Annotated in this window: 19 protein-coding genes and 1 pseudogene; 17 read left to right on the top strand and 3 right to left on the bottom strand. The window is 69.0% G+C overall.

All coding sequences use genetic code 11. From position 1 onward, the window contains the following. Positions 1–27 precede the first annotated feature (27 nt). Both IM777_RS17005 and IM777_RS17000 read left to right on the top strand, forming a co-directional pair. Positions 28–1545 (top strand): DUF7059 domain-containing protein, encoded by a 1518-nt coding sequence (locus IM777_RS17005; RefSeq protein ID WP_071044206.1) that lies wholly within the window; start codon positions 28–30, stop codon positions 1543–1545. 35 nt (positions 1546–1580) lie between these two features. Then, a complete protein-coding gene (locus tag IM777_RS17000) occupies positions 1581–3008 on the top strand; it encodes a CCA tRNA nucleotidyltransferase (protein ID WP_071044205.1) in 1428 nt (475 codons plus the stop codon). Between the two features lie 125 nt (positions 3009–3133). Here IM777_RS17000 and IM777_RS16995 read toward each other — a convergent pair whose 3' ends face one another. Further along, positions 3134–4177, bottom strand: coding sequence for an NAD(P)-dependent alcohol dehydrogenase (locus IM777_RS16995; RefSeq protein WP_194384117.1), 1044 nt, complete (start codon positions 4175–4177; stop codon positions 3134–3136). A gap of 133 nt (positions 4178–4310) precedes the next feature. Here IM777_RS16995 and IM777_RS16990 point away from each other — a divergent pair, with 133 nt between their 5' ends. The 11 genes from IM777_RS16990 (at position 4311) to IM777_RS16940 (ending at position 16818) form a co-directional block, all read left to right on the top strand. Then, the gene (locus IM777_RS16990) at positions 4311–5624 is read left to right on the top strand and encodes a GAF domain-containing protein (protein WP_194384116.1); all 1314 of its coding nucleotides are present in this window, start codon (positions 4311–4313) and stop codon (positions 5622–5624) included. Between the two features lie 90 nt (positions 5625–5714). Beyond that, positions 5715–7265 (top strand): acetaldehyde dehydrogenase ExaC, encoded by a 1551-nt coding sequence (exaC, locus tag IM777_RS16985; protein WP_071044202.1) that lies wholly within the window; start codon positions 5715–5717, stop codon positions 7263–7265. 233 nt (positions 7266–7498) lie between these two features. Then, entirely contained in the window at positions 7499–7900 is a 402-nt protein-coding gene (locus IM777_RS16980) for a DUF779 domain-containing protein (protein WP_194384115.1), read from the top strand. A gap of 88 nt (positions 7901–7988) precedes the next feature. Then, on the top strand, positions 7989–9221 hold the full coding sequence (locus tag IM777_RS16975) for an ROK family transcriptional regulator (RefSeq protein WP_194384114.1): 1233 nt from the start codon (positions 7989–7991) through the stop codon (positions 9219–9221). Between the two features lie 46 nt (positions 9222–9267). Then, positions 9268–10125, top strand: coding sequence for an ABC transporter permease (locus tag IM777_RS16970; RefSeq protein ID WP_083336468.1), 858 nt, complete (start codon positions 9268–9270; stop codon positions 10123–10125). Then, positions 10122–10940, top strand: a complete 819-nt coding sequence (locus tag IM777_RS16965; protein WP_143003678.1) for an ABC transporter ATP-binding protein — start codon at positions 10122–10124, stop codon at positions 10938–10940. Before IM777_RS16970 ends, IM777_RS16965 begins: the two co-directional genes overlap by 4 nt. A 20-nt stretch (positions 10941–10960) precedes the next feature. Beyond that, a complete protein-coding gene (locus IM777_RS16960) occupies positions 10961–11980 on the top strand; it encodes an aliphatic sulfonate ABC transporter substrate-binding protein (protein WP_071044198.1) in 1020 nt (339 codons plus the stop codon). A gap of 7 nt (positions 11981–11987) precedes the next feature. Then, the gene (locus tag IM777_RS16955) at positions 11988–13505 is read left to right on the top strand and encodes a sulfatase family protein (RefSeq protein ID WP_194384113.1); all 1518 of its coding nucleotides are present in this window, start codon (positions 11988–11990) and stop codon (positions 13503–13505) included. Positions 13506–13522: 17 nt separating this feature from the next. Further along, positions 13523–14899, top strand: coding sequence for a sulfatase family protein (locus IM777_RS16950; RefSeq protein ID WP_237673313.1), 1377 nt, complete (start codon positions 13523–13525; stop codon positions 14897–14899). Positions 14900–14930: 31 nt separating this feature from the next. After that, positions 14931–15560 carry a TMEM175 family protein gene (locus tag IM777_RS16945; protein ID WP_071044195.1) on the top strand — a complete coding sequence of 210 codons (630 nt, stop codon included), beginning with the start codon at positions 14931–14933 and terminating at the stop codon, positions 15558–15560. Positions 15561–15645: 85 nt separating this feature from the next. Continuing rightward, positions 15646–16818 carry a mechanosensitive ion channel family protein gene (locus tag IM777_RS16940; protein ID WP_194384111.1) on the top strand — a complete coding sequence of 391 codons (1173 nt, stop codon included), beginning with the start codon at positions 15646–15648 and terminating at the stop codon, positions 16816–16818. Here IM777_RS16940 and IM777_RS16935 read toward each other — a convergent pair. Beyond that, positions 16795–17421: pseudogene (locus IM777_RS16935) on the bottom strand (hypothetical protein); the annotation flags it as partial. The gene IM777_RS16940 and the pseudogene IM777_RS16935 overlap by 24 nt on opposite strands. Before the next feature lie 247 nt (positions 17422–17668). Here IM777_RS16935 and rpsF point away from each other — a divergent pair. Genes rpsF through rplI form a run of 4 tightly spaced genes read left to right on the top strand, consistent with a single transcriptional unit; the run spans position 17669 to position 19320 of the window. Next, positions 17669–18049, top strand: coding sequence for a 30S ribosomal protein S6 (gene rpsF, locus IM777_RS16930; protein ID WP_071044193.1), 381 nt, complete (start codon positions 17669–17671; stop codon positions 18047–18049). A gap of 5 nt (positions 18050–18054) precedes the next feature. Beyond that, complete coding sequence (locus tag IM777_RS16925; RefSeq protein ID WP_194384110.1) at positions 18055–18558, top strand: single-stranded DNA-binding protein; 504 nt, start codon at positions 18055–18057, stop codon at positions 18556–18558. Between the two features lie 44 nt (positions 18559–18602). Further along, positions 18603–18857, top strand: a complete 255-nt coding sequence (gene rpsR, locus IM777_RS16920) for a 30S ribosomal protein S18 (RefSeq protein ID WP_071044191.1) — start codon at positions 18603–18605, stop codon at positions 18855–18857. Between the two features lie 10 nt (positions 18858–18867). Further along, on the top strand, positions 18868–19320 hold the full coding sequence (gene rplI / locus IM777_RS16915; RefSeq protein ID WP_194384109.1) for a 50S ribosomal protein L9: 453 nt from the start codon (positions 18868–18870) through the stop codon (positions 19318–19320). Positions 19321–19396: 76 nt separating this feature from the next. Here the strand turns inward: rplI and add are convergent, their stop codons facing one another. Then, positions 19397–20434, bottom strand: a complete 1038-nt coding sequence (add, locus tag IM777_RS16910; protein ID WP_194384108.1) for an adenosine deaminase — start codon at positions 20432–20434, stop codon at positions 19397–19399. Between the last annotated feature and the right edge of the window lie 12 nt (positions 20435–20446).

Here is a 20446-nt window from a genome sequence, read left to right as displayed (position 1 = left end):
GCGGCCGCAACGCGGTTGAATGGGCGCGTGCTGCCTGAACCGGATGCCGCCACCTGCGCCGCCCTCGCCGATGACCTCCGCGGGGCCGGGTTCGCCTCGGAGAACCTGCGCGCAGCGTGGGGCGCTACCGCCGACGACGCGACCGGCCGGGAGCTGAGGGCCCCCGCGCTCCGCGCGCTCGGAGCCCGCACCGACCCGCTCGCCGTGCTGGGGCGCCTGCTCGTGCTCGGCGTGGCCCAGCCCGCCCCCGACGTCGCCGCTGCGCTGCCGACGTGCGGCGTCGACGGGCTGCGCCGCCTCGGCCTTGCGTCCGTCGCCGCCGGCCGTGTCTCGCCGGCGGCGCTCATCCGGCCTCATTCCTTCCAGGACGACGCCGGCGAGGGTGAGTGGTGGGTGGCGAGCGACCTCGACGAGATGGCGCTCGGCGGTCCGCTCCCCGAGGATCACGTGCTCGGCGTCGGCGGGGCGTCGCTCACGCTCGCGGCGATCCAGATGCCGACCCCCGCCCGCCGGGTGTTCGACCTCGGCACCGGATGCGGCATCCAGGCGCTGCGTGCCCGTCGCTTCGCGGACGGCGTCGTGGCCACCGACGTGTCCGAACGCGCGGTGCGCTTCACCCGCCTGAACGCGCTGCTGAACGGCTGCGACGGCATCGAGACACGGGTCGGCAGCCTCTTCGAGCCCGTCGTCGGCGAGCGGTTCGACCGGATCGTGTCGAACCCGCCGTTCGTCATCACGCCTCGCGCGGCGGGGGTTCCCTCCTACGACTACCGCGACGGCGGTCTCGTCGGCGACGCCCTCGTCGAGGCGGTCGTCGCCGGAGTCGGCGACGTGCTCGCGCCCGGCGGCGTCGCACAGTTCCTGGGCAACTGGGAGACGCGCGACGGCGTCGACGGGCTCGAGCGGATGCGCGCGTGGGTCGAGGCGTCGCCGGTGCCGCTGGATGCGTGGGTCGTCGAGCGCGAACAGCTCGACCCCCTCGCATACGCCGAGCTGTGGATCCGCGACGGTGGAACGGTGCCGACCAGCGATCGCTTCGGGGAGCTCCTCGCCGCGTGGCTCGACGACTTCGAGCGGCGCGGGGTGACGGCGATCGGCTTCGGATCCGTGCTTCTGCGCCGTGCCGAGGTGCCGACGCTGTCGCGTTACGAGCGCATCGGTACGGCGCCCGGCGGCGGTGGCCTGGGCGGGCACATCGCTGCCTGCCTCGCGGGTCACGACCGCATCGCCGAGCTCGATGACGAAGCCCTCGGCAGCCGGGTGCTGCGCAGCGCATCCGATGTGTCCGAGGCCCGTCATCATCGGCCCGGGGCCGAGGATCCGAGCGTGATCGAACTGCGTCAGGGCGGCGGATACGCGCGCGTGATCGAGGTCGATCCGGGCCTTGCCGCCCTCGTCGGTGCGTGCGACGGCGACCTCGCGGTCGGGGTGCTCATCGATGCGATCGCCCATCTCATGGAGGTGGATGCGCACAGCCTGCGCGATGATCTCCTCCCCCGGGTGCGCGAGCTGGTGCTCGCCGGGCTCCTCACCGTCGTCGACTGATCGGGCCCGCGAGTCGGATCGGTAGGCTCGAGCCCATGCTGAACATGGCCGAGGGTGTCGTGCGCCTCGGCGCGCTCGCCGAATCCCCGATCGTCGCGACGCTCGCCGACGCCTTCGCGAAAGCGGGCCGCGAGCTGGCGATCGTCGGGGGTCCGGTTCGCGACGCGCTGCTCGATCGCCCGGTTCACGACCTGGACTTCACCACCGACGCGCATCCGGACGAGATCCTGAAGATCGTCACGCCGATCAGCACGGCGCAGTGGGACGTCGGGCGTGAGTTCGGCACAATCGGTGCGCGCGTCGGCGGCGAGCAGGTCGAGGTGACCACCTACCGTGCCGACAGCTACGACGGCACCACCCGCAAGCCCGTCGTCGCTTTCGGCGACAGCCTCGAGGGCGACCTCGTGCGTCGCGACTTCACCGTGAACGCCATGGCCATGCGCGTTCCCGAGCGCACCCTGATCGACCCGACCGGTGGCGTCGAGGATCTCGTCGCCGGGCGTCTGCGCACCCCGATCGACCCGCGGGTGAGCTTCGGCGACGATCCGCTGCGCATGCTGCGCGCCGCGCGCTTCGCCTCGCAACTCGAGTTCGAGGTCGACCCCGCCACCACGGAGGCGATCACCGCCCTGCGCGAGACGCTGAGCATCGTCAGCCCCGAGCGCGTTCAGGGCGAGGTCGTGCGGCTGCTCGCAACCGACGACCCGGTGCGCGGCATCCGCCTTCTCGTCGACACCGGGCTCATGGGCGAATTCCTCCCCGAGGTGCCCGCGCTGCGGCTCGAGGTGGATGAGCACCATCACCACAAAGACGTCTACGAGCACTCGCTCACGGTGGTGAACCAGGCGATCGCGCTCGAGAAGACGCGGCGCCCGGATGCGGTCCCCGACGTCGCGCTGCGCCTCGCGGCCCTGCTGCACGACATCGGCAAGCCGGCCACGCGCCGGCTCGAACCCGGCGGCGGGGTGACCTTCCATCATCACGACGTCAAGGGTGCGAGGCTTGCCCGCAAGCGCCTGCGCGCGCTGCGCTTCGACGCGGCGACGACGGATGCGGTGTGCCTGCTCATCGAGCTGCATCTGCGGTTCTTCGGCTATGCCGAGGGGGCATGGACCGACTCCGCCGTGCGCCGCTACGTGCGTGATGCGGGCGATCAGCTGGAGCGGCTGCACATCCTGACGCGGGCGGATGTCACGACGCGGAACAAGCGGAAGGCGAACCGGCTGCGCAGCGCCTACGACGACATCGAGTCGCGGATCGCGGCCCTGCGGGAGCAGGAGCAGCTCGACGCGATCCGGCCGGACCTCGACGGCAACGACATTCAGCGCATCCTCGGCATTCCGCCGGGACGCGACGTGGGCGCCGCCTACCGGTTCCTGCTCGACCTGCGCCTCGACGAGGGCGTTCTCGGCGCGGACGAGGCCGAACGGCGCCTGCGCGCCTGGTGGGACGCGCGCGCCTGACGGCTGCGTTTCGTCTCGCTGCGCTCGCTCGACGACCGGCGGGCGACCGGGGGTGCGACCGGGGTGGGACGCCTCCTCCCGGTCGCCCCGCGAGGGAGCGGAGCGACCGAGACGAAAGGCGGGCGTCAGGAGCCGTTCGGCACGACGACGGCGCGACCGCGGACGGTGCCCTCGTGCAGCTTCGCGTACGCCTCGACGGCGTCGTCGATGCCGAAGCGCTCGACGTGCACGCCGACCGCGCCGGTGCGCGCGAGTTCGAGCACCTCCTTCAGCTCCGATCGCGTGCCCCAATACGGAGCGCGGACGGCGGCGCCCATCGGCGTCGAGAAGAAGCCCGTCGCAAGGGTGCCCCCGCCGATGCCGACGATGTGGATGTAGCCGTCGGTCGCGACGACGTCGCGGGCGAGGTCGAGCGTCGGCTGCGCGCCCACGAAGTCGAACACGGCCGACGCGCCCAGCCCGCCGGTGAGCTCCCGCACGCGCTCCGCGGCGTTCTCGTCCGAGATCACCGTGTGGTGCGCACCGACCTCCTTGGCGAGTTCGAGTTTCTCGTCGCTGACGTCGAGCGCGATCACGTTGGCGCCGCTGATGGCGCGGATGATCTGCACACCGACGTGGCCGAGGCCGCCCACGCCGATCACCACCGCCGTCGAGCCGGGGCGGAGCTTGTGCTCGGCGGCCTTGATCGCGTGATAGGGCGTGAGCCCTGCATCCGTCAGCGAGACCGTCTCGACCGGGTCGAGGTCGCCGAGCGGGGTCAGGTGCCGCTTGTCGTCGACGATGACGTATTCGGCCATGGCGCCGGGAGCGCCGAGGCCGGGAGGAGCGATGCCCATCTCGGCCGCGTGCGGGCAGTAGTTCTCCGCACCCTGGGAGCACGCGTGGCACTGGCCGCACCCCCACGGTCCGTAGATCGCGTACGACCCCCCGACCTCGATCCCCTCGACACCGTCGCCGAGCATGTCGACGACGCCCACGCCCTCGTGACCGAGGGTGAGGGGCAGGCCGTAGGTGTACTGGTCCTCGGGAAGGTCCATCACGAACCAGTCCGAGTGGCACAGACCGGCGGCGGTCACGCGCAGTCGGATCTGCCCGGGGCCGGGCTCGGGCGTGTCGATGTCGACGACTTCCGGTCCTTTTCCGATCTCGCGATATTGCACAGCTTTCATGGGTCCTCCTCATGCTCGGGGTCGAGGGACGGTTTCAGCCTGACACCGCCGGAATCGGCGCACCAGGGGGATGACCGGCGCCGTCATGCGACCTACACTGGCCCTACGCTCCCTCATCGCCGATCGGAGCAGGATGACTTCTGCGTGGTCGCGTCAGCGCGGGGTCTCGCCGGAGACATCCCGTCTGCTCATCGAGCGCGCCCATGAAGAACTCGTCGCCGGCAACCGGGGTGACACACGCCTCGCCGATGTGCGACCGCTCGTGCGGGACTCGTGGGAGCGTTCGCTGGCGAGTCTCGTCGGCGCCGAGGGACTCCCGCCGATGGCGCTGTCCCGCGAAGAGCTCGAGGAGTATCGCCGCGCGCATCCGCTCGCGACCGTGATGGACATGATCCGCGGACTCCTGCTGCCCGGCGAGGCGAGCGAGTCCGGTGTCGTCGTCGCCGTGGGAGACGCATCGGGCCGACTGCTGTGGGTGGAGGGCGACCTCGACATCCGTCGCCGCACCGGCGACATGGGCTTCGTCGAGGGCGCGAACTGGGCTGAGGATGCGGTGGGCACCGCCGCTCCCGGCACCGCCCTGCGGCTGGACCGGTCGGTGCAGATCCATGGTGCCGAGCATTACAACCGGCTCGTGCAGCCGTGGTCGTGCACGGCCGCGCCGTTGCACGACCCCGAGACGCGCCGTCTGCTCGGCGTGATCGACGTGACCGGTGGCGCCGAGGCCGTGACGCCGCAGGCGCAGCTCCTCGTGGACGCCGCCGCCCGCGCCATCGAGAGCGAGCTGCTCGTGGCGCGCCTGCGCCGGCGCGCCGAGGCCCCGAAGCGCCGGGCGAGCCGCCGCGCCCCCGTGCGCGCGACGCTCCGGGTGCTCGGCCGGGACCGCGCGGTGCTCGAGACCGGCGGCGCGAGCGACCCGACCGCATCCGTCCAGCTGAGCGCCCGTCACGCCGAGATCCTCCTGATGCTCGCCACCCACCGTGCGGGGCTGTCCGCCGAGAGGCTCGGCGAGCTCGTCTACGGCGACGGCGCGACCGAGTCGCTGCGCCCCGAGATGGTGCGGCTGCGCAGAGTGCTCGAGTCCGTCGCCCCGGCGCTGGTGCCGGCATCCCGCCCCTATCGACTCACCGTCGACCTCGACACCGACGCGCAGCACGTCGTCTCCCTTCTCGACCGCGGGGCCCACCGCGTCGCGCTCGCCGCCTACGCCGGCGCGGTGCTGCCGGACTCCGTGGCACCCGGAGTCGAGCAGGTGCGGGCGTCGGTGAGTGCGGCGCTGCGTGAGGCGCTCATCGAAGACGCGAGCGTGGATGTGCTGCTCGCCTACGCCGACACCGACGAGGCCGCCGATGACGCGGAGGTGCTGCGGCTGTGCCTGGAGCTCCTGCCGGCCCGCTCTCCCAAACGCGCCGGCCTCGTCGCGCGTCTGGATCGCCTCGCTCCCTGAGGGTGCAACCGGATGCAACGTAGCGCCGCCTAGCGTCGACGGCATCGCGCGACAGTGTTCGTCGCGCAGCCAGTCGAAGGAGACAGGACTATGACCATCGTTGAAGAAGGCGTCTCGAGCGTCTACGCGGCTCCGGGCCAGCGGGGAGCGCTCGCCGACTATCGCGCACGCTACGGCCACTACATCGGCGGGGAGTTCGTCGAGCCGGTCAAGGGGCAGTACTTCGAGAACATCTCGCCGGTCACGGGCAAGCCGTTCTGCGAGGTCGGACGGGGCACCGTCGAAGACGTCGACCGGGCCGTCGAGGTGGCGTGGAAGGCGTTCGAATCCTGGAAGCGCACCACGCCCGCCGACCGGGCCGTCATCCTCAACAAGATCGCCGACCGCATCGAAGAGAACCTCGAGAAGATCGCCGTCGCCGAGACGTGGGAGAACGGCAAGCCGGTGCGCGAGACGCTCGCCGCCGACATCCCGCTCGCTGTCGACCACTTCCGCTACTTCGCCGGTGTGCTGCGCGCTCAGGAGGGATCGCTCAGCCAGCTCGACGATGACACCGTGGCGTATCACTTCCATGAGCCGCTCGGCGTGGTCGGGCAGATCATCCCGTGGAACTTCCCGATCCTCATGGCGACGTGGAAGCTCGCCCCGGCGCTCGCCGCCGGCAACTGCGTCGTGCTGAAGCCCGCCGAGCAGACCCCGGCGAGCATCCTCTTCCTGTTCGAGATCATCGGCGACCTGCTGCCGGCGGGCGTCGTGAACATCGTCAACGGGTTCGGCATCGAAGCCGGTGCCCCCCTCGCGCAGCACAAGCGCATCCGCAAGGTCGCGTTCACGGGCGAGACCACCACCGGGCGCCTCATCATGCAGTACGCCTCGCAGAACCTCATCCCGGTGACCCTCGAGCTCGGGGGGAAGTCGGCGAACGTCTTCTTCGAGGACGTCGCGCGCGAGACCGACGACGCCTACTACGACAAGGCGCTCGAGGGCTTCACGATGTTCGCGCTGAACCAGGGCGAGGTGTGCACGTGCCCGTCGCGCGGGCTCATCCAGCGATCGATCTACGACCGGTTCCTCGGTGACAGCCTGGAGCGGGTCGGCAAGATCAAGCAGGGCAATCCGCTCGACCCAGACACGATGATCGGCGCCCAGGCGTCGAACGATCAGCTGGAGAAGATCCTCAGCTACATCGACATCGGCAAGGCCGGCGGTGCGAAGCTGCTCACCGGCGGCGAGCGGGTGGACCTCGGCGGCGACCTCAGCGAGGGCTACTACGTGGCGCCGACCGTGTTCGAGGGCACCAACGACATGCGGATCTTCCAGGAGGAGATCTTCGGACCGGTCGTCTCGGTCACGTCCTTCGACGACTTCGACGACGCGATCTCGATCGCCAACGACACCCTCTACGGGCTCGGTGCCGGGGTGTGGAGCCGTTCGGGTGACATCGCCTACAAGGCCGGCCGCGCCATCGAGGCCGGACGCGTCTGGACGAACACCTATCACCAGTACCCCGCCCACGCCGCCTTCGGCGGCTACAAGCAGTCGGGGATCGGCCGCGAGAACCACCTGAAGATGCTCGACCACTATCAGCAGACGAAGAACCTGCTCGTGTCGTACGCCGAAGGCGCGATGGGCTTCTTCTGAGCCACCCTCGCCACCCCCGGGTGTGCCCTGACTCAGGCTGAGCGGGCGGTGCGGGCCGCTTCCGGCCCCGTCCAGCCCCCTGGCCCTGAGTTAGGGCGCACCCATCCCCAACACCCGGCCACCGACGGCCGTGGACCGAGCCCGGCGGCACCTTCCGGTCGTTGACCGAGCCCGGCTCCCCCCGGTCGTTGAGCGAGCCGGAGGCGAGACGAAACGCACGAGAGGACGCACCGATGGATGACACGACGTACAGCCGGGTCGCGGTGACGGATGAGGCCGCCGGGTTGCTGCGCGAGCTCACGACCACCCACGGCCCGCTGATGTTCCACCAGTCGGGTGGATGCTGCGACGGCAGCGCACCCATGTGCTACCCCGTCGGGATGTTCCTGACCGGCCCGTCGGACGTGCATCTCGGCTCGCTCGAGGTCGGCCTGGACGACCCCATCGAGGTCTACATCTCGGAGGCGCAGTTCGAGTACTGGAAGTACACGCACATCACGATCGACGTGGTGCCCGGCCGTGGCGCCGGCTTCAGCGTGGAGGGCCCGACGGGCAAGCGGTTCATCATCCGGTCGCGGATGCTCGACGACGCCGAGCTCACCCACTTCGGATTGGGGCCGGCCGCCGCCGTGTGACCCTCTGTTCGGTCGGCTGTCGACCGAATGACCAAGTTTTTCTGTCGGAGTGTTGACGGAAAAATTCGGCGCTGACACGGTTGCTCTCATGTCGACGGCGACCGGTGTCCACGCCCTGGTGCGACGCACCCACGAGGAGCGCGTTCTCAGCGCGCTCCGCACCCACGGTGCGCTCAGCCGCAACGAGCTTGCGCGGCGCACGGGCCTGTCGCGCACGACGTTGTCGGAGATCGGTTCCGAACTCCTGCGTCGCGGCGCGATCGTCGTCGCCGACACCGACGCGGCGACGCGGTCCGGCAGCGGGCGACCGGCGGAGCGCCTCGCCCTTGACCCCGCCTCCGGTCAATTCCTCGGCGTCGACTTCGGCCACCGCCGGGTGCACGTGGCAGCCGCCGATGCGTCGCACGACGTGATCGCGCAGGCCGTCGACCGGTACCCCGAGGACACGCCCTGGGAGGAGCGGATCGAGCGCGCCTTCGCCCTCATCCAGCGCATGAGCGACGAGACCGGGGTGCACTTCGGCGCGCTGCAGGGCATCGGCATCGGTGTGCCCGGGCCGTACACGAATACCAACGGCGAGGTCCCGGCTGTCAGCTGGAAGAAGCTGCCGGCACCCGTCGGGGTCGACGTCGCCTTCTCGACGAGGTTCGGGGCGCCCGTCGTCGTCGACAACAACACGCGCCTAGCCGCCCTCGCCGAGGCGATCGCCGGCCCCGACGCCGTGGACAATCTCGTGTACCTGCGCCTGTCCGACGGCGTCGGCGGCGGGCTGGTCGTCGCGGGAAGGCTGGTCACCGGATCACGCGGCTTCGCCGGCGAGATCGGCCACATCACCGCCGACCCGCAGGGCATCCCGTGCCGGTGCGGCAAGCGGGGATGCCTCGAGACGGTCGCGTCCGCGTCCGCCATCCTGCGTGCGTGCCGCGACGCGGGAGCCGACGTCGACAGCATCGAGGCGCTGGGCCGCGCCGTCGCCAAGGGCGACCCCGTCGTCGACCGCGTGGTGCGCCAGGTGGGCACGACCATCGGGCACGTGCTCGGCGGTGTCGCGATGACCCTCAATCCGCGGGAGGTGGTCATCGGTGGCGAGATCGTCCACGCCGCCCCCGTGATCATCGAGCAGGCGGCGGCCACCCTGCGCTACGAGGTGTACTCGATCCCCACCGACCAGCCTCACATCGTGCGACCCGGGCAGCTTCGCGACACCGATGGAGCGCTCGGTGCGATCGCCGCGATCTTCCACCAGTCCCCGCTTCTCGCCGGCTATCCCGAGCCGTCGGGCCACTCATCCCCTGTGTCACAGCAAAGGAGCGCACCGTGACCCCCTCTCCCCGACCAGACCGAGGCTCCCGATGGAGGCGATGAAGATGACCGATGCGCAGGAGCAGGCCGCCGACCGCGCCGTCGCCTCCGGCGGCAACGCCACCACCGCGCTCGCGGTGCCCACCGGAGCGGGCCGCCCGCAGCGTCGGCGCCTCGGCAAGCGAACGAAGCTGATCATCCTCAACGCGATCTCGATCGTCGGCGGGATCGGCATCTGGTGGGTTCTGGCCCTCTCGGGATTCCAGCTGCCCACCCCGCCCGAGGTCGTCGAGCGCGCCGCGCAGCTGTGGAGTGCGGGCATCCTCCAGGAGGACATCCTCGCGAGCCTCGGCCGCGTGCTCAGCGGGTTCCTGCTCGGATCGGCGGTCGCGATCCCCGTCGGTTTCCTCATGGGCTGGTACACGGTCGCTCGCGGACTGTTCGAGCCGTGGATCCAGTTCTTCCGCACGATCCCGCCGCTCGCGCTGCTGCCCCTCGTGCTGGTGCTGCTCGGAATCGGCGAGATCCCCAAGATCGTGGTGATCTTCCTCGCCGCGTACCTCGCGTGCGTGATCTCCACGTACCAGGGCGTCGTGAGCGTCGACCGCACGCTCATCAACGCCGCCCGCGTGCTGGGCGCCAAGGACGGCACGATCTTCGCCCGCGTCGTCGTGCCCGCCTCGACCCCGTTCATCCTCGTCGGGATGCGCGTCGGGCTCGGATCCGCCTGGGCGACGCTGGTCGCGGCCGAACTGCTCGCGGCGCAGGCCGGTCTCGGCCGCCGCATGCAGGAGGCGCAGATCTACTACGACCTGGCGACGATCTTCGTCGGCATCGTCGTGATCGGAATCCTCGGCTTGGTGATGGACCGTCTGCTCCTGTTCGCCGAGACGAAGCTGACCGGATGGCAGGAGCGACGATGAGCACGGCAACCACGACCGCCAAGATCTCCGTGAGGGAGGTCAGCAAGACCTTCCCGCTCAAGGGCGAGGACTTCGTCGCCCTCGACCGGGTCAGTCTCGACATCGCCGACAACGAGTTCGTCACGGTCGTCGGACCGTCCGGATGCGGCAAGTCGACTCTCATGAACATCCTCGCCGGGCTCGAGGAGCCGAGCGGCGGTGAGGCCCTGGTCGATGGGCGCTCGGTGTCAGGACCCGGGCCTGAACGCGGGGTGATCTTCCAGCAGTACGCGCTCTTCCCGTGGCTGAGCGTGCGCAAGAACGTCGAGTTCGGCCTGAAGGTCGCGGGCGTTCCGAAGCGGGAGCGCCGCGAGCGGGCCGAGCACTTCATCGAGATGGTCGGCCTGCAGCAGTTCGCGGACGCGCTGCCGAAGATGCTCTCCGGGGGCATGAAGCAGCGCTGCGCCATCGCCCGCGCCTATGCGGTGAACCCGTCGATCCTGCTGATGGATGAGCCGTTCGGCGCGCTCGACGCGCTCACCCGGGTGCGCCTTCAGGAGCAGCTCCTCGACACGTGGAGCAAGGAGAAGCGCACGGTCATGTTCATCACGCACGACGTCGACGAGGCCGTCTTCCTCGCCAACCGCGTCATCGTCATGGCGGCGCGACCCGGACGCCTGTTCGACGTCGTCGACGTCGACCTTCCCTATCCGCGAACCGAAGAGGCGCGCCTGAGCCCGGAGTTCGCCGAGCTGCGCAACCGCGTGTGGCACGCCGTCTACCACCAGACCCCCGGTGAGTCCGGGACCTCGTCGACCGCGACCCGGTCGGCCTGACGATCAAGGAGATCACAGCAATGAGAAAGCACACGACACTCGCGGGCACCGTGGCCCTCGGCGTGACCGCTGCTCTGGCACTGGGCGGATGCGCCTCGGGTTCCACGACCGCCGGCTCTGAGCAGGCGGGGGCCGAAGAAGAGGTCATCAGCGTCAACTTCGGCTACATCCCCGACTTCAACGGCACCAGCCTGCTGGCCATCGCCGACGATCAGGGCTACTGGGAGGATCACGGACTCGAGGTCGAGACACCGTCGTTCACCAACGGTCCCCTGCAGATCCAGGCACTCGGCACCGGCGACTTGGACTTCGGCTACATCGGCCCGGGCGCGTTCTGGCTGCCGGCCAGCGGCGAGGCGAAGATCATCGCGATGAACACCCTGGGCCAGTCCGACCGCGTGGTCGCCCAGCCCGGCATCGACAGCATCGAGGAGCTCGCCGGCAAGACCGTCGCGGTGCCGGAGGGCACCTCGGGCGACATGATCCTCACGCTCGCGCTCGCCGAGGCGGGCATGACCAAGGACGACGTGGAGCTCGTGCCGATGGAGCCGTCGGCGATCGTCGCGGCGCTGTCGTCGGGTCAGGTGGATGCGGCGGGCCTGTGGTACCCCGCGCTCGCGACCGTGAAGGAGCAGGTGCCCGATCTTGTCGAGCTCGCCGAGAACTCCGACTTCGAAGACACCGTGGCCTTCCCGACGGCGTTCGTCGCGGGGAACGACGTGCTGGAGAACGAGCCCGAGAAGGTGGAGCGGGTGCTGCAGGCGCTGCGGGATGCGATGGTCTTCCGCTACGAGAACCCCGAAGAGGCCATCGCGCTGACCGCGGCCTACAACGCGCTCGCCGAAGAGGACGTCGCGGCGGACGCATCCAACAACAAGGTGCTCTCGCTCGAGGAGCTCGACTCGCTCACCCTCGACGGCACGGTCGACTCGTGGCTGAACGGCATGGTCGACTACTTCGTGGAGTCGGGCAAGCTCAGCGAACCGGTCGAGCCGGCGGAGTTCTACACGGGTGAGATGTTCGTCGAGGCGGGCGAGTAAGACGAACATGGCGCCGAGAAACATCCTCTTCCTGATGACCGACCAGCATCGGGCCGACACCCTCGGCTCGTACGGCAACGCCCTCGCGGCGACGCCGGTGCTCGATGAGCTCGCCGCGACCGGCACGCGATTCGACAGCTGGTACACACCCACCGCCATCTGCACCCCCGCGCGGGCGAGCCTGCTCACCGGGCAGGCGCCGTTCCGTCACCGCGTGCTCGCCAACCACGAGCGCAACGTGGGATATCTCGAGGACATCACCCCGGGAACGTTCACGTTCGTGGAGGCGCTGCGCGAGAAGGGGTACAACACCGGTCTCGTCGGCAAGTGGCACGCCGGCACGGAGAAGAACGCCGCGGACTTCGGGTTCGACGGTCCGGATCTTCCCGGGTGGCACAATCCGGTCGACAACGAGGACTATCTCGGCTTCCTGCGTGAGCGGAACCTTCCGCCCTACGCGATCAGCGACCGCATCCGCGGCACGCTGCCCAACGGTGGGCCGGGCAACCTGCTGGCTGCCCGGCTCCACCAGCCGGTGGAGGCGACGTTCGAGTACTACCTCGCGACGCGCACGATCGAGCTGCTCGAACGCTATGCGGCCGACGTCGATCGCGACGGCACGCCGTTCTTCCTCGAGCTGAGCTTCTTCGGCCCGCACCTGCCCTACATCGTGCCCGACGAGTTCTTCGACATGTTCGATCCCGCCGACGTCGAGCTGCCCAAGTCCGTGATCGAGACGTTCGAGGGAAAGCCCCCGGTGCAGCGCAACTACAGCGCCCACTGGACCTTCGACACCATGCCCATCGAGGTCACCCGCAAGCTGATCGCGGTCTACTGGGGATACGTCGCCCTCATCGATCAGCAGATCGGGCGGGTGATGGATGCGCTGCGCCGGCTCGGGCTCGTCGACGACACAGCCGTGTTCTTCACGTGCGACCACGGCGAGTTCACGGGTGCGCACCGCCTGCACGACAAGGGTCCGGCGATGTACGAGGACATCTACCGCACGCCGGGAATCGTGCGCGTGCCGGGGGCGCCCGCGGGTCAGGTGCGCGGGGAGTTCGTCTCGCTCGTCGATGCGACGGCGACGATCCTCGACATCGCCGGCATCGATCCGTCGCCCGCGGTGGACTCGCGCAGTCTGCTCCCGCTGGTGCACGGCGAGAGCCCGGAGTGGCCCGAGGAGATCGTGTGCGAGTTCCACGGACACCACTTCCCCTATCCGCAGCGCATGCTGCGCGAGCGCCGCTACAAGCTCGTCGTGAACCCCGACTCGGTCAATGAGCTCTACGACCTGCAGGTCGACCCCGACGAGTTGATCAACGTGTACGCGCATCCGGAGATGGCGGAGGTGCGCGGGCGCATGATGCGGCGGCTCTATGTCGCGCTGCGCGAGCGGGGCGACAACTTCTACCACTGGATGACGACCATGTACGACGTCGGAGAAGTCGACTACGATCCCACTCAGTCCGGTCTGGATGAGACGACGTACCAGGCGCCGTCGGCGGGGGCCCCCGTCTCGTGACGCGCCCCAACATCTGCGTGATCCTCACTGACGACCACGCAGCACACGCGATCGGCGCGTACGGATCGGTGGTCAACCGCACCCCGCGCATCGACGAGTTGGCCGACCACGGCGTCCGGTTCGACAACTGCTTCGCGACGAACTCGCTGTGCTCGCCGAGTCGAGCGTCCATCCTCACGGGCACCTACAGCCACGTCAACGGGGTGACGACGCTGGTGACGCCGATCGACGCGGGCCAGCCGACCTTCGTGTCGACGCTCAAGGCCGCGGGCTACCGCACCGCCATGGTCGGCAAGTGGCACATGGGCGACGGGGAGGGTCACGATCCGCAGGGCTTCGACTACTGGGATGTGCTCATCGAGCAGGGCGAGTACCACGACCCGCGGTTCCTCAGCGAGGACGGACTGCGGATCGAGCCCGGGTATGCGACCGACGTCATCACCGATCTCGCGCTGGGGTGGCTGGAGTCGCTCGAGGGCGACGCACCGTGGTGCGTGCTCATCTGGCACAAGGCACCTCATCGGCCATGGCAGCCTGCGCCGCGCCACGCTGAGCTCTACAGCGACCCCATCCCGGTCCCGGCGACGTGGGACGACGACTACAGCACCCGCACGTCGTCGGCCCGCCGCGCAGCAATGCGGATAGCCGAGCATCTCAACGCCGAAGACCTGAAGGTCGATCCGCCGGTCGGGATGACCTACGAGGAGGAGGCGCTCTGGAAGTACCAGCGCTACATGGAGGATTACCTCCGCTGCGTCGCGGCGGTGGATGAGAACGTCGGTCGCGTGACCGACTGGCTGCGCGCGCGCGGCGCGTTCGACGACACCGTGATGATGTACGCATCCGACCAGGGATTCTTTCTCGGTGATCACGGTTGGTTCGACAAGCGCCTCATGTACGAGGAGTCGATTCGCATGCCGATGATCCTGAGCTATCCCGCGCGCCTGGCGGCGGGATCGTACGACGGCATCGTCACGAACGTCGATGTCGCGCAGACCCTTCTGGACGCCGCCGGCGTGGCGGCGCCCGAGCGGATGCAGGGACGCAGCTTCCTCGAGCGGATGGCGTCGACCTCCGACCGGCCCGACGGGTTCTACTACCGGTACTGGGAACACGACGACGTGTTCCACCGCGCCCCCGCGCACTACGGATACCGAACGGAGCGCTACAAGATCGTCTACTACTACAACGACGGGCTCGGCCTCGCGGGAACCGGACCGTTCACCTACCCCGGGGAGTGGGAGCTGTTCGACCTCGCCGAAGACCCACAGGAGCTTCGCAACGTCGCCCACGATCAGGCTTACGCAGAGGTCTTTGTCGAGATGAGGAGCCGGTTGCGTCACGGGCAGCGCGCCGTTGCGGATGTCCCCCATCCGTCCGAGCCTTCGCTGTGACGATCGGCTGACGGGGCGCTACCGTGTGGGCATGGCGGGCACACGGGAACCGGTCGGACTTCCGACGGCGGAGCGGCTGAAGGCGTTCACCGATGCGGTCGTGGCCATCGCCATGACCCTCCTCATCCTGCCGCTCATGGAGAGCGTCAGCGATGCCGGCGCGGGATCCGGCTCCGTGGAGACGTGGCTGCGTGAGGAGTGGTCGGCTCTGGTCACCTTCGCGCTGAGCTTCGTGCTGATCGCGAACTTCTGGATCACGCATCACCGGCTGTTCAAGCGCGTGGACAGCGTCGACTCGTCGCTGCTCTGGCTGTCGGTGGCGTGGATGTTCACGATCGTCTGGCTGCCGGTGGCGACGGCGATAACGACGGCCTTCGACGACGATCCGCTCCAGGAGACCATCTACATCGGGTCTCTCGCGGTGACCTCCATCGTGCTGAACCTGACCCGGGTGTATCTGGCGCGGCATCCGATGCTGCACTCGGAGTCGAAGGACGACCTGCGCCGCGGTCTCGTGACGGGTTGGGTGATTACGGCGCTCTTCCTCGTGGCGCTCGCCGTCGCGCTCGTGGTGCCGGTGATCGGCTACTCCGCCCTGTTCCTGCTCTTCCTCACCCAGCCGATCAGCGCGTTCCTTGTCCGCCGCATCGGCGACGCCTGAGTGATCGGTCTGAGTATGCGCGACGATTTGGTCAGCGCCCTGGCCGCCTGCCTACCGTGGCAGACAGGCAACGGAAGGGAGTGGTGTGTTCCTCACCACCGATGACGGCAACCTCGGCGAGAACGTGACCGAGGTCCTCGAAGAGGGCTGGCGCACCTGGACCGGGTTCGGTATGGCCCTGGCGATCGCGGTCGGCATAGCTATCGGTGTCGCCATCGTGGTGGCGATCATCCTGTCCCTCGTCGGCAGGAGAATGCCGTGGGCTCTTGATCTTCATGCTCGTCTGGCGTGGCCGTTCCGCACGACGCTTCTGATCATCGCCGCCATCGTCGCGTGTATCGCCCTCCCCGGGGACGACCTGCGGCGCGGGGTGCAGCACACGCTCGCCATCGCGTTGATCGCCTCCGCCGCCTGGCTGCTGGCGCAGGTCTTCCTCTTCTTCGTCGACAGCGGCACCAAGCGCTACAAGCTCACCGAGAGCGACAGCTTCTCGGCGCGGAAGGCGCGCACGCAGCTGCAGATCATCCGCCGGCTCGTCGTCGCGGTGATCGTGATCTTCGCGCTGGGCGCCATTCTCATGACCTTCGACGAAGTGCGTGCGGTGGGAGCGAGCGTTCTCGCGTCGGCCGGCGTCGCCTCGATCGTCGCCGGTCTTGCCGCGCAGTCGATCCTCGGCAACCTGTTCGCCGGGGTGCAGCTCGCCTTCAGCGAGGCCATCCGCGTGGGCGACGTCGTCGTCGTGCAGGGCGAGTGGGGCAAGATCCGCGAGATCACCCTCAGCTACGTCGTGCTCGAGGTGTGGGATCAGCGCACCCTCGTGCTGCCGTGCACCTACTTCACCACGACCCCGTTCGAGAACTGGACCAAGCTCGGCAAGGCCCTGCTCGGCACGGTCTACTTCGACCTCGACTGGCGGGTCGACGTCGACGGGATGCGCGCGGAGCTCGATCGCGTGCTCGCCGAGACCGACCTGTGGGACGGAGTCGGCAGCGGCGTGGTCGTCACCGACGCGGTCGGCGGGCTCCTGCAGGTGCGCGTGATGGTCAGCGCCGCCGACTCCGACAAGATGTGGTCGCTGCGCTGCCTCGTGCGCGAGAAGCTCGCTGCGTGGGTGCGGCACGAGAATCCCGGGGCTCTCCCGCTTCAGCGGGTGCGGATGGACGAGCCGCCCGAGCCGATCGGCGTCTCCGCGGAGGAGCGCAATGCGCGTGACGCGTCGCGTCCCGGCGCGGCGCTACCGACCGAACAGCAGGGGTAGGACCCCGGTCAGCACCCACCACCCGAGCACGACGCCGACCAGCGCGATCGTCCACCAGCGCACACCCCGGCTGAGGCGGCGGCCGGGTGCGGCGACGCCGGGCGGAGGGCGCAGCATCCCCGTCGGCGCGTCGAACGGCACGGTCGCGGTCGCGCCGCCGGCGGGATCGTCGAAGCCCGCGGCGACGGTCGCCGGCGCATCGGCCGTGGCCGCACGGCTCTCGGCGCGAAGGCGATCGTCACGCCAGCGCTCCCACTGCGCGAGTTTGTCGAGCGTCGCCGCCACGGCACCGAACATCCACGCCCAGCTGGCCGGGTCGAGGGTCACCGCGTCGCGCTTGGTGTAGAGGAAGAGCCAGTCGTCGACGATCTCGACATCGAGGGCGGCGGCATTGTCGATGAACCGCGCCATGATGTCGGGCGTGAAGAGGTAGAGGGCGTCGGTCTCGTAGGCCTCGGGACAATACAGCGAGAAGTACCGGTCGAAGTCCCCTTCCAGGCTCAGCCGCTGCGATCTGGCGAAGGTGGAGGGCAGGTTCGAGCCGAACAGGCCGTTGTTGCTGGTGGCATCGAGCACGATGTGGGGCAGCGGCACATCGAGCTGCCGAAGGTGCCGAGGAAGACCAGCGTCGTCACCGCGAACACGATGGGCGAGCGTCGAACGACATGCGCCCACGCTACTCACGGTGAGACCTGCACCGCGGCAAGGATTCGGCCGGGGGAGCCCGATCGGCTACCATAGGAGGGTTGTCCGCGTGTTGCACCATGCCGCGCGCCGTGACGACGTGCAACACACCCTCCTGCTGATGGGAAATGCCCGTCAGCCGTTCTAGTCCGAAGGAGGTGGGTAAGTGACGCACCAGTACGAACTCATGGTGATTCTGGACCCCGAGGTCGACGAGCGCCAGGTCGCCCCGAACCTCGACAAGTTCCTGAAGGTCATCACGAACGATGGTGGCTCGATCGACAACGTCGACATCTGGGGCCGCCGCCGTCTGGCCTACGAGATCCAGAAGAAGACCGAGGGCATCTACGCCGTGGTCAACTTCACCGCGTCGAGCGAGGCCACTCAGGAGCTCGATCGTCAGCTGAAGCTCGACGAGCGCATCATGCGCACCAAGGTCCTGCGCGCTGAGGAGGCGATCGCTCTGGTCGCCGCCGAGCAGAAGCGCTCCGAGGAGAAGGCGGCCCGCAAGGCCGCTGCTCCCGCGAAGGCCAAGAAGGACGCGTAAGGCTTATGGCCGGTGAGACCGTCATCACCGTCGTCGGCAACCTGACCGCCGACCCGGAGCTGCGCTACACGCAGAACGGACTTCCCGTCGCGAACTTCACGATCGCGTCGACGCCGCGCACCTTCGACCGCCAGGCGAACGAGTGGAAGGACGGCGAAGCGCTGTTCCTCCGCGCGTCCTGCTGGCGCGACTTCGCCGAGCACGTGGCCGGTTCGATGACCAAGGGCATGCGCGTCATCGCCCAGGGTCGTCTGCGCCAGCGGTCCTACCAGGACCGCGAGGGCAACAACCGCACCGCGATCGAGCTCGAGGTCGATGAGATCGGCCCGTCGCTGCGCTACGCGACCGCCCAGGTCACCCGCACGCAGGGTGGCGGCGGCGGAGGCGGCGGCGGACAGTCCCGTCCGCAGGTGTCGGATGAGCCGTGGTCGACCCCCGGGTCGAACCAGGGCGGCGCCGACGCATGGAGCGCTCCCGGTACCTCGTACGGCGACGACACGCCGTTCTGATCGAGTACCGCAACCTGACTCAGATTCACACGTAAAGGAAAACCATGGCTGGAAAGTCGAGCGGCGACCGCCGCAAGACGCGGAAGGGCGCGAAGAACGCCGCTCCCGCGAAGTCGATCCGCGTGGGCGTCATCGATTACAAGGACGTCGCCACGCTTCGCAAGTTCATCTCCGAGCGCGGCAAGATCCGTGCCCGTCGTATCACCGGTGTCTCGGTGCAGGAGCAGCGTCTGATCGCCAAGGCGATCAAGAACGCGCGCGAAATGGCGCTCCTGCCTTACGCCGGCGCTGGCCGCTAAGGAGCATCCGATGGCAAAGCTGATTCTCACGAGCGAGGTCTCCGGGCTGGGTAGCGCCGGTGACGTTGTCGAGGTCAAGAACGGGTACGCCCGCAACTACCTCATTCCCCAGGGTTTCGCAGTGGCATGGAGCCGCGGTGGCGAGAAGCAGGTCGCGTCGATCCGCGCTGCTCGTGACGCCCGCGCGATCCACGACCACGAAGAGGCCGTGGCGCTGAAGACGGCCCTCGAGGCCGCCACCGTCAAGCTGTCGGTCAAGGCCGGCGCTGAGGGCCGCCTGTTCGGTTCGGTGAAGACCACCGACGTGGCCAACGCCGTGAAGGACGCCGGTCTCGGCGAGCTCGACAAGCGCAAGATTCACATCACGTCGCCGATCAAGTCGGTCGGCGAGCACGAGGCCACGGTTCGTCTGCGTGACGACCTGACCGCCGTGATCGCTCTCCAGGTGGTCGCCGCCAAGTAACGCGCCACAGCGCACACGCGAATGCCGCGGTTCATCACGAACCGCGGCATTCGCGTGTGCGGACTCCGGGATGGCGTCAGCCGCGCGTTCCGGTGAGCGCGAGCACGGCGGCGTCGAAGTCGGCGAGCAGGCGTTGCCGTCGGGTGTCGTCGCACCAGGCCGCTTCGAATCCCGCGCGAGCGATGCGGACGGCCCCGTCGACGTCGACGCCCATCGCGGGCAGCGCCACGGTGTACTCCCGAGCGATGTCGGTGTGGAACAGCGTGGTGTCGTCGGTCGCGAGGGTGACCACCAGCCCCGAACGAATCATCTGCGCGATGCGGTGATTCTCGTCGAAGTCCCACTGCGAGAGCATCCGGGTGGAGTGCGGGGTGCACGTGAAGGCCACACCGGACGCGCGGGCGTAGTCGAGGGTGTCCGGATCGTCGACGACGCGGTAGCCGTGATCGACGCGGTCGACGTGGAGGTGCTCGATCGCCTCATGCACGTGGGATGCCGGAGCCGTCATGGTCTCTCCGACGTGTGCGCTGCGACGCAGCCCGTTCGCTTCGGCCAACGCGTAGGCGGCGCGAAAGCGGAGCGGGTCTTCGGTGAGCTCGGGTGTCAGGTAGTCCTGACCGATGCCGAGCACGGCCGGGTGCGGGTGCGCGAGCATCGTCTGGACCATCTCGACCGCGGTCTGTGCCGGCAGGGAGCGGTTGATGGCGCAGATGATCCCGAAGCCCACACCGTACTCCCGTTCGGCGCGCTCGAAGCCGGAGACCAGGGCTTCGATGAGGTCGGGGTAGGGGATGTCGAGTTCGGCGAAGTTGTCGGGATTGACGAAGTACTCCCGGTACCGCAGATTGCCCGCGCGCACCGCATCCACGACGCTCTCGTAGGCGACCCGTGAGATGGATTCCGTCGTGCGGAGGACCTGCTGCGCGGCGTGGAACACGTCGAGGAAGTCGGGCAGCCCGCGGTACCGCAGCAGGTCGTCCATGTCGGTGGTCCGAAGCGGCACGTCGTGGGCGTCGGCGAGTTCCATCAGCGTCTCGACGCGCATCGTGGCGACGAAATGGCAGTGCAGTTCGGCCTTGGGAAGCAGGCGCAGGAAGTCGTTGTCGTCGAGCATGAGGGGTCGCTT

Source organism: Microbacterium luteum (assembly GCF_015277875.1).
Taxonomy (GTDB): domain Bacteria; phylum Actinomycetota; class Actinomycetes; order Actinomycetales; family Microbacteriaceae; genus Microbacterium; species Microbacterium luteum.
This window is presented reverse-complemented; position numbering and strand designations above follow the sequence as displayed.

Bases quoted from the DNA above. Each gene is read 5' to 3' on its own strand.
- IM777_RS16995 (WP_194384117.1), bottom strand. From the start codon at position 4,177: ATGAAAGCTGTGCAATATCGCGAGATCGGAAAAGGACCGGAAGTCGTC.
- IM777_RS16945 (WP_071044195.1), top strand. From the start codon at position 14,931: ATGGCGGGCACACGGGAACCGGTCGGACTTCCGACGGCGGAGCGGCTG.
- exaC (WP_071044202.1), top strand. From the start codon at position 5,715: ATGACCATCGTTGAAGAAGGCGTCTCGAGCGTCTACGCGGCTCCGGGC.
- IM777_RS16980 (WP_194384115.1), top strand. From the start codon at position 7,499: ATGGATGACACGACGTACAGCCGGGTCGCGGTGACGGATGAGGCCGCC.
- IM777_RS17000 (WP_071044205.1), top strand. From the start codon at position 1,581: ATGCTGAACATGGCCGAGGGTGTCGTGCGCCTCGGCGCGCTCGCCGAA.
- rpsR (WP_071044191.1), top strand. From the start codon at position 18,603: ATGGCTGGAAAGTCGAGCGGCGACCGCCGCAAGACGCGGAAGGGCGCG.
- IM777_RS16925 (WP_194384110.1), top strand. From the start codon at position 18,055: ATGGCCGGTGAGACCGTCATCACCGTCGTCGGCAACCTGACCGCCGAC.
- IM777_RS16960 (WP_071044198.1), top strand. From the start codon at position 10,961: ATGAGAAAGCACACGACACTCGCGGGCACCGTGGCCCTCGGCGTGACC.
- IM777_RS16955 (WP_194384113.1), top strand. From the start codon at position 11,988: ATGGCGCCGAGAAACATCCTCTTCCTGATGACCGACCAGCATCGGGCC.
- IM777_RS16975 (WP_194384114.1), top strand. From the start codon at position 7,989: ATGTCGACGGCGACCGGTGTCCACGCCCTGGTGCGACGCACCCACGAG.
- add (WP_194384108.1), bottom strand. From the start codon at position 20,434: ATGCTCGACGACAACGACTTCCTGCGCCTGCTTCCCAAGGCCGAACTG.
- IM777_RS16965 (WP_143003678.1), top strand. From the start codon at position 10,122: ATGAGCACGGCAACCACGACCGCCAAGATCTCCGTGAGGGAGGTCAGC.
- IM777_RS16990 (WP_194384116.1), top strand. From the start codon at position 4,311: ATGACTTCTGCGTGGTCGCGTCAGCGCGGGGTCTCGCCGGAGACATCC.
- IM777_RS16970 (WP_083336468.1), top strand. From the start codon at position 9,268: ATGACCGATGCGCAGGAGCAGGCCGCCGACCGCGCCGTCGCCTCCGGC.
- rplI (WP_194384109.1), top strand. From the start codon at position 18,868: ATGGCAAAGCTGATTCTCACGAGCGAGGTCTCCGGGCTGGGTAGCGCC.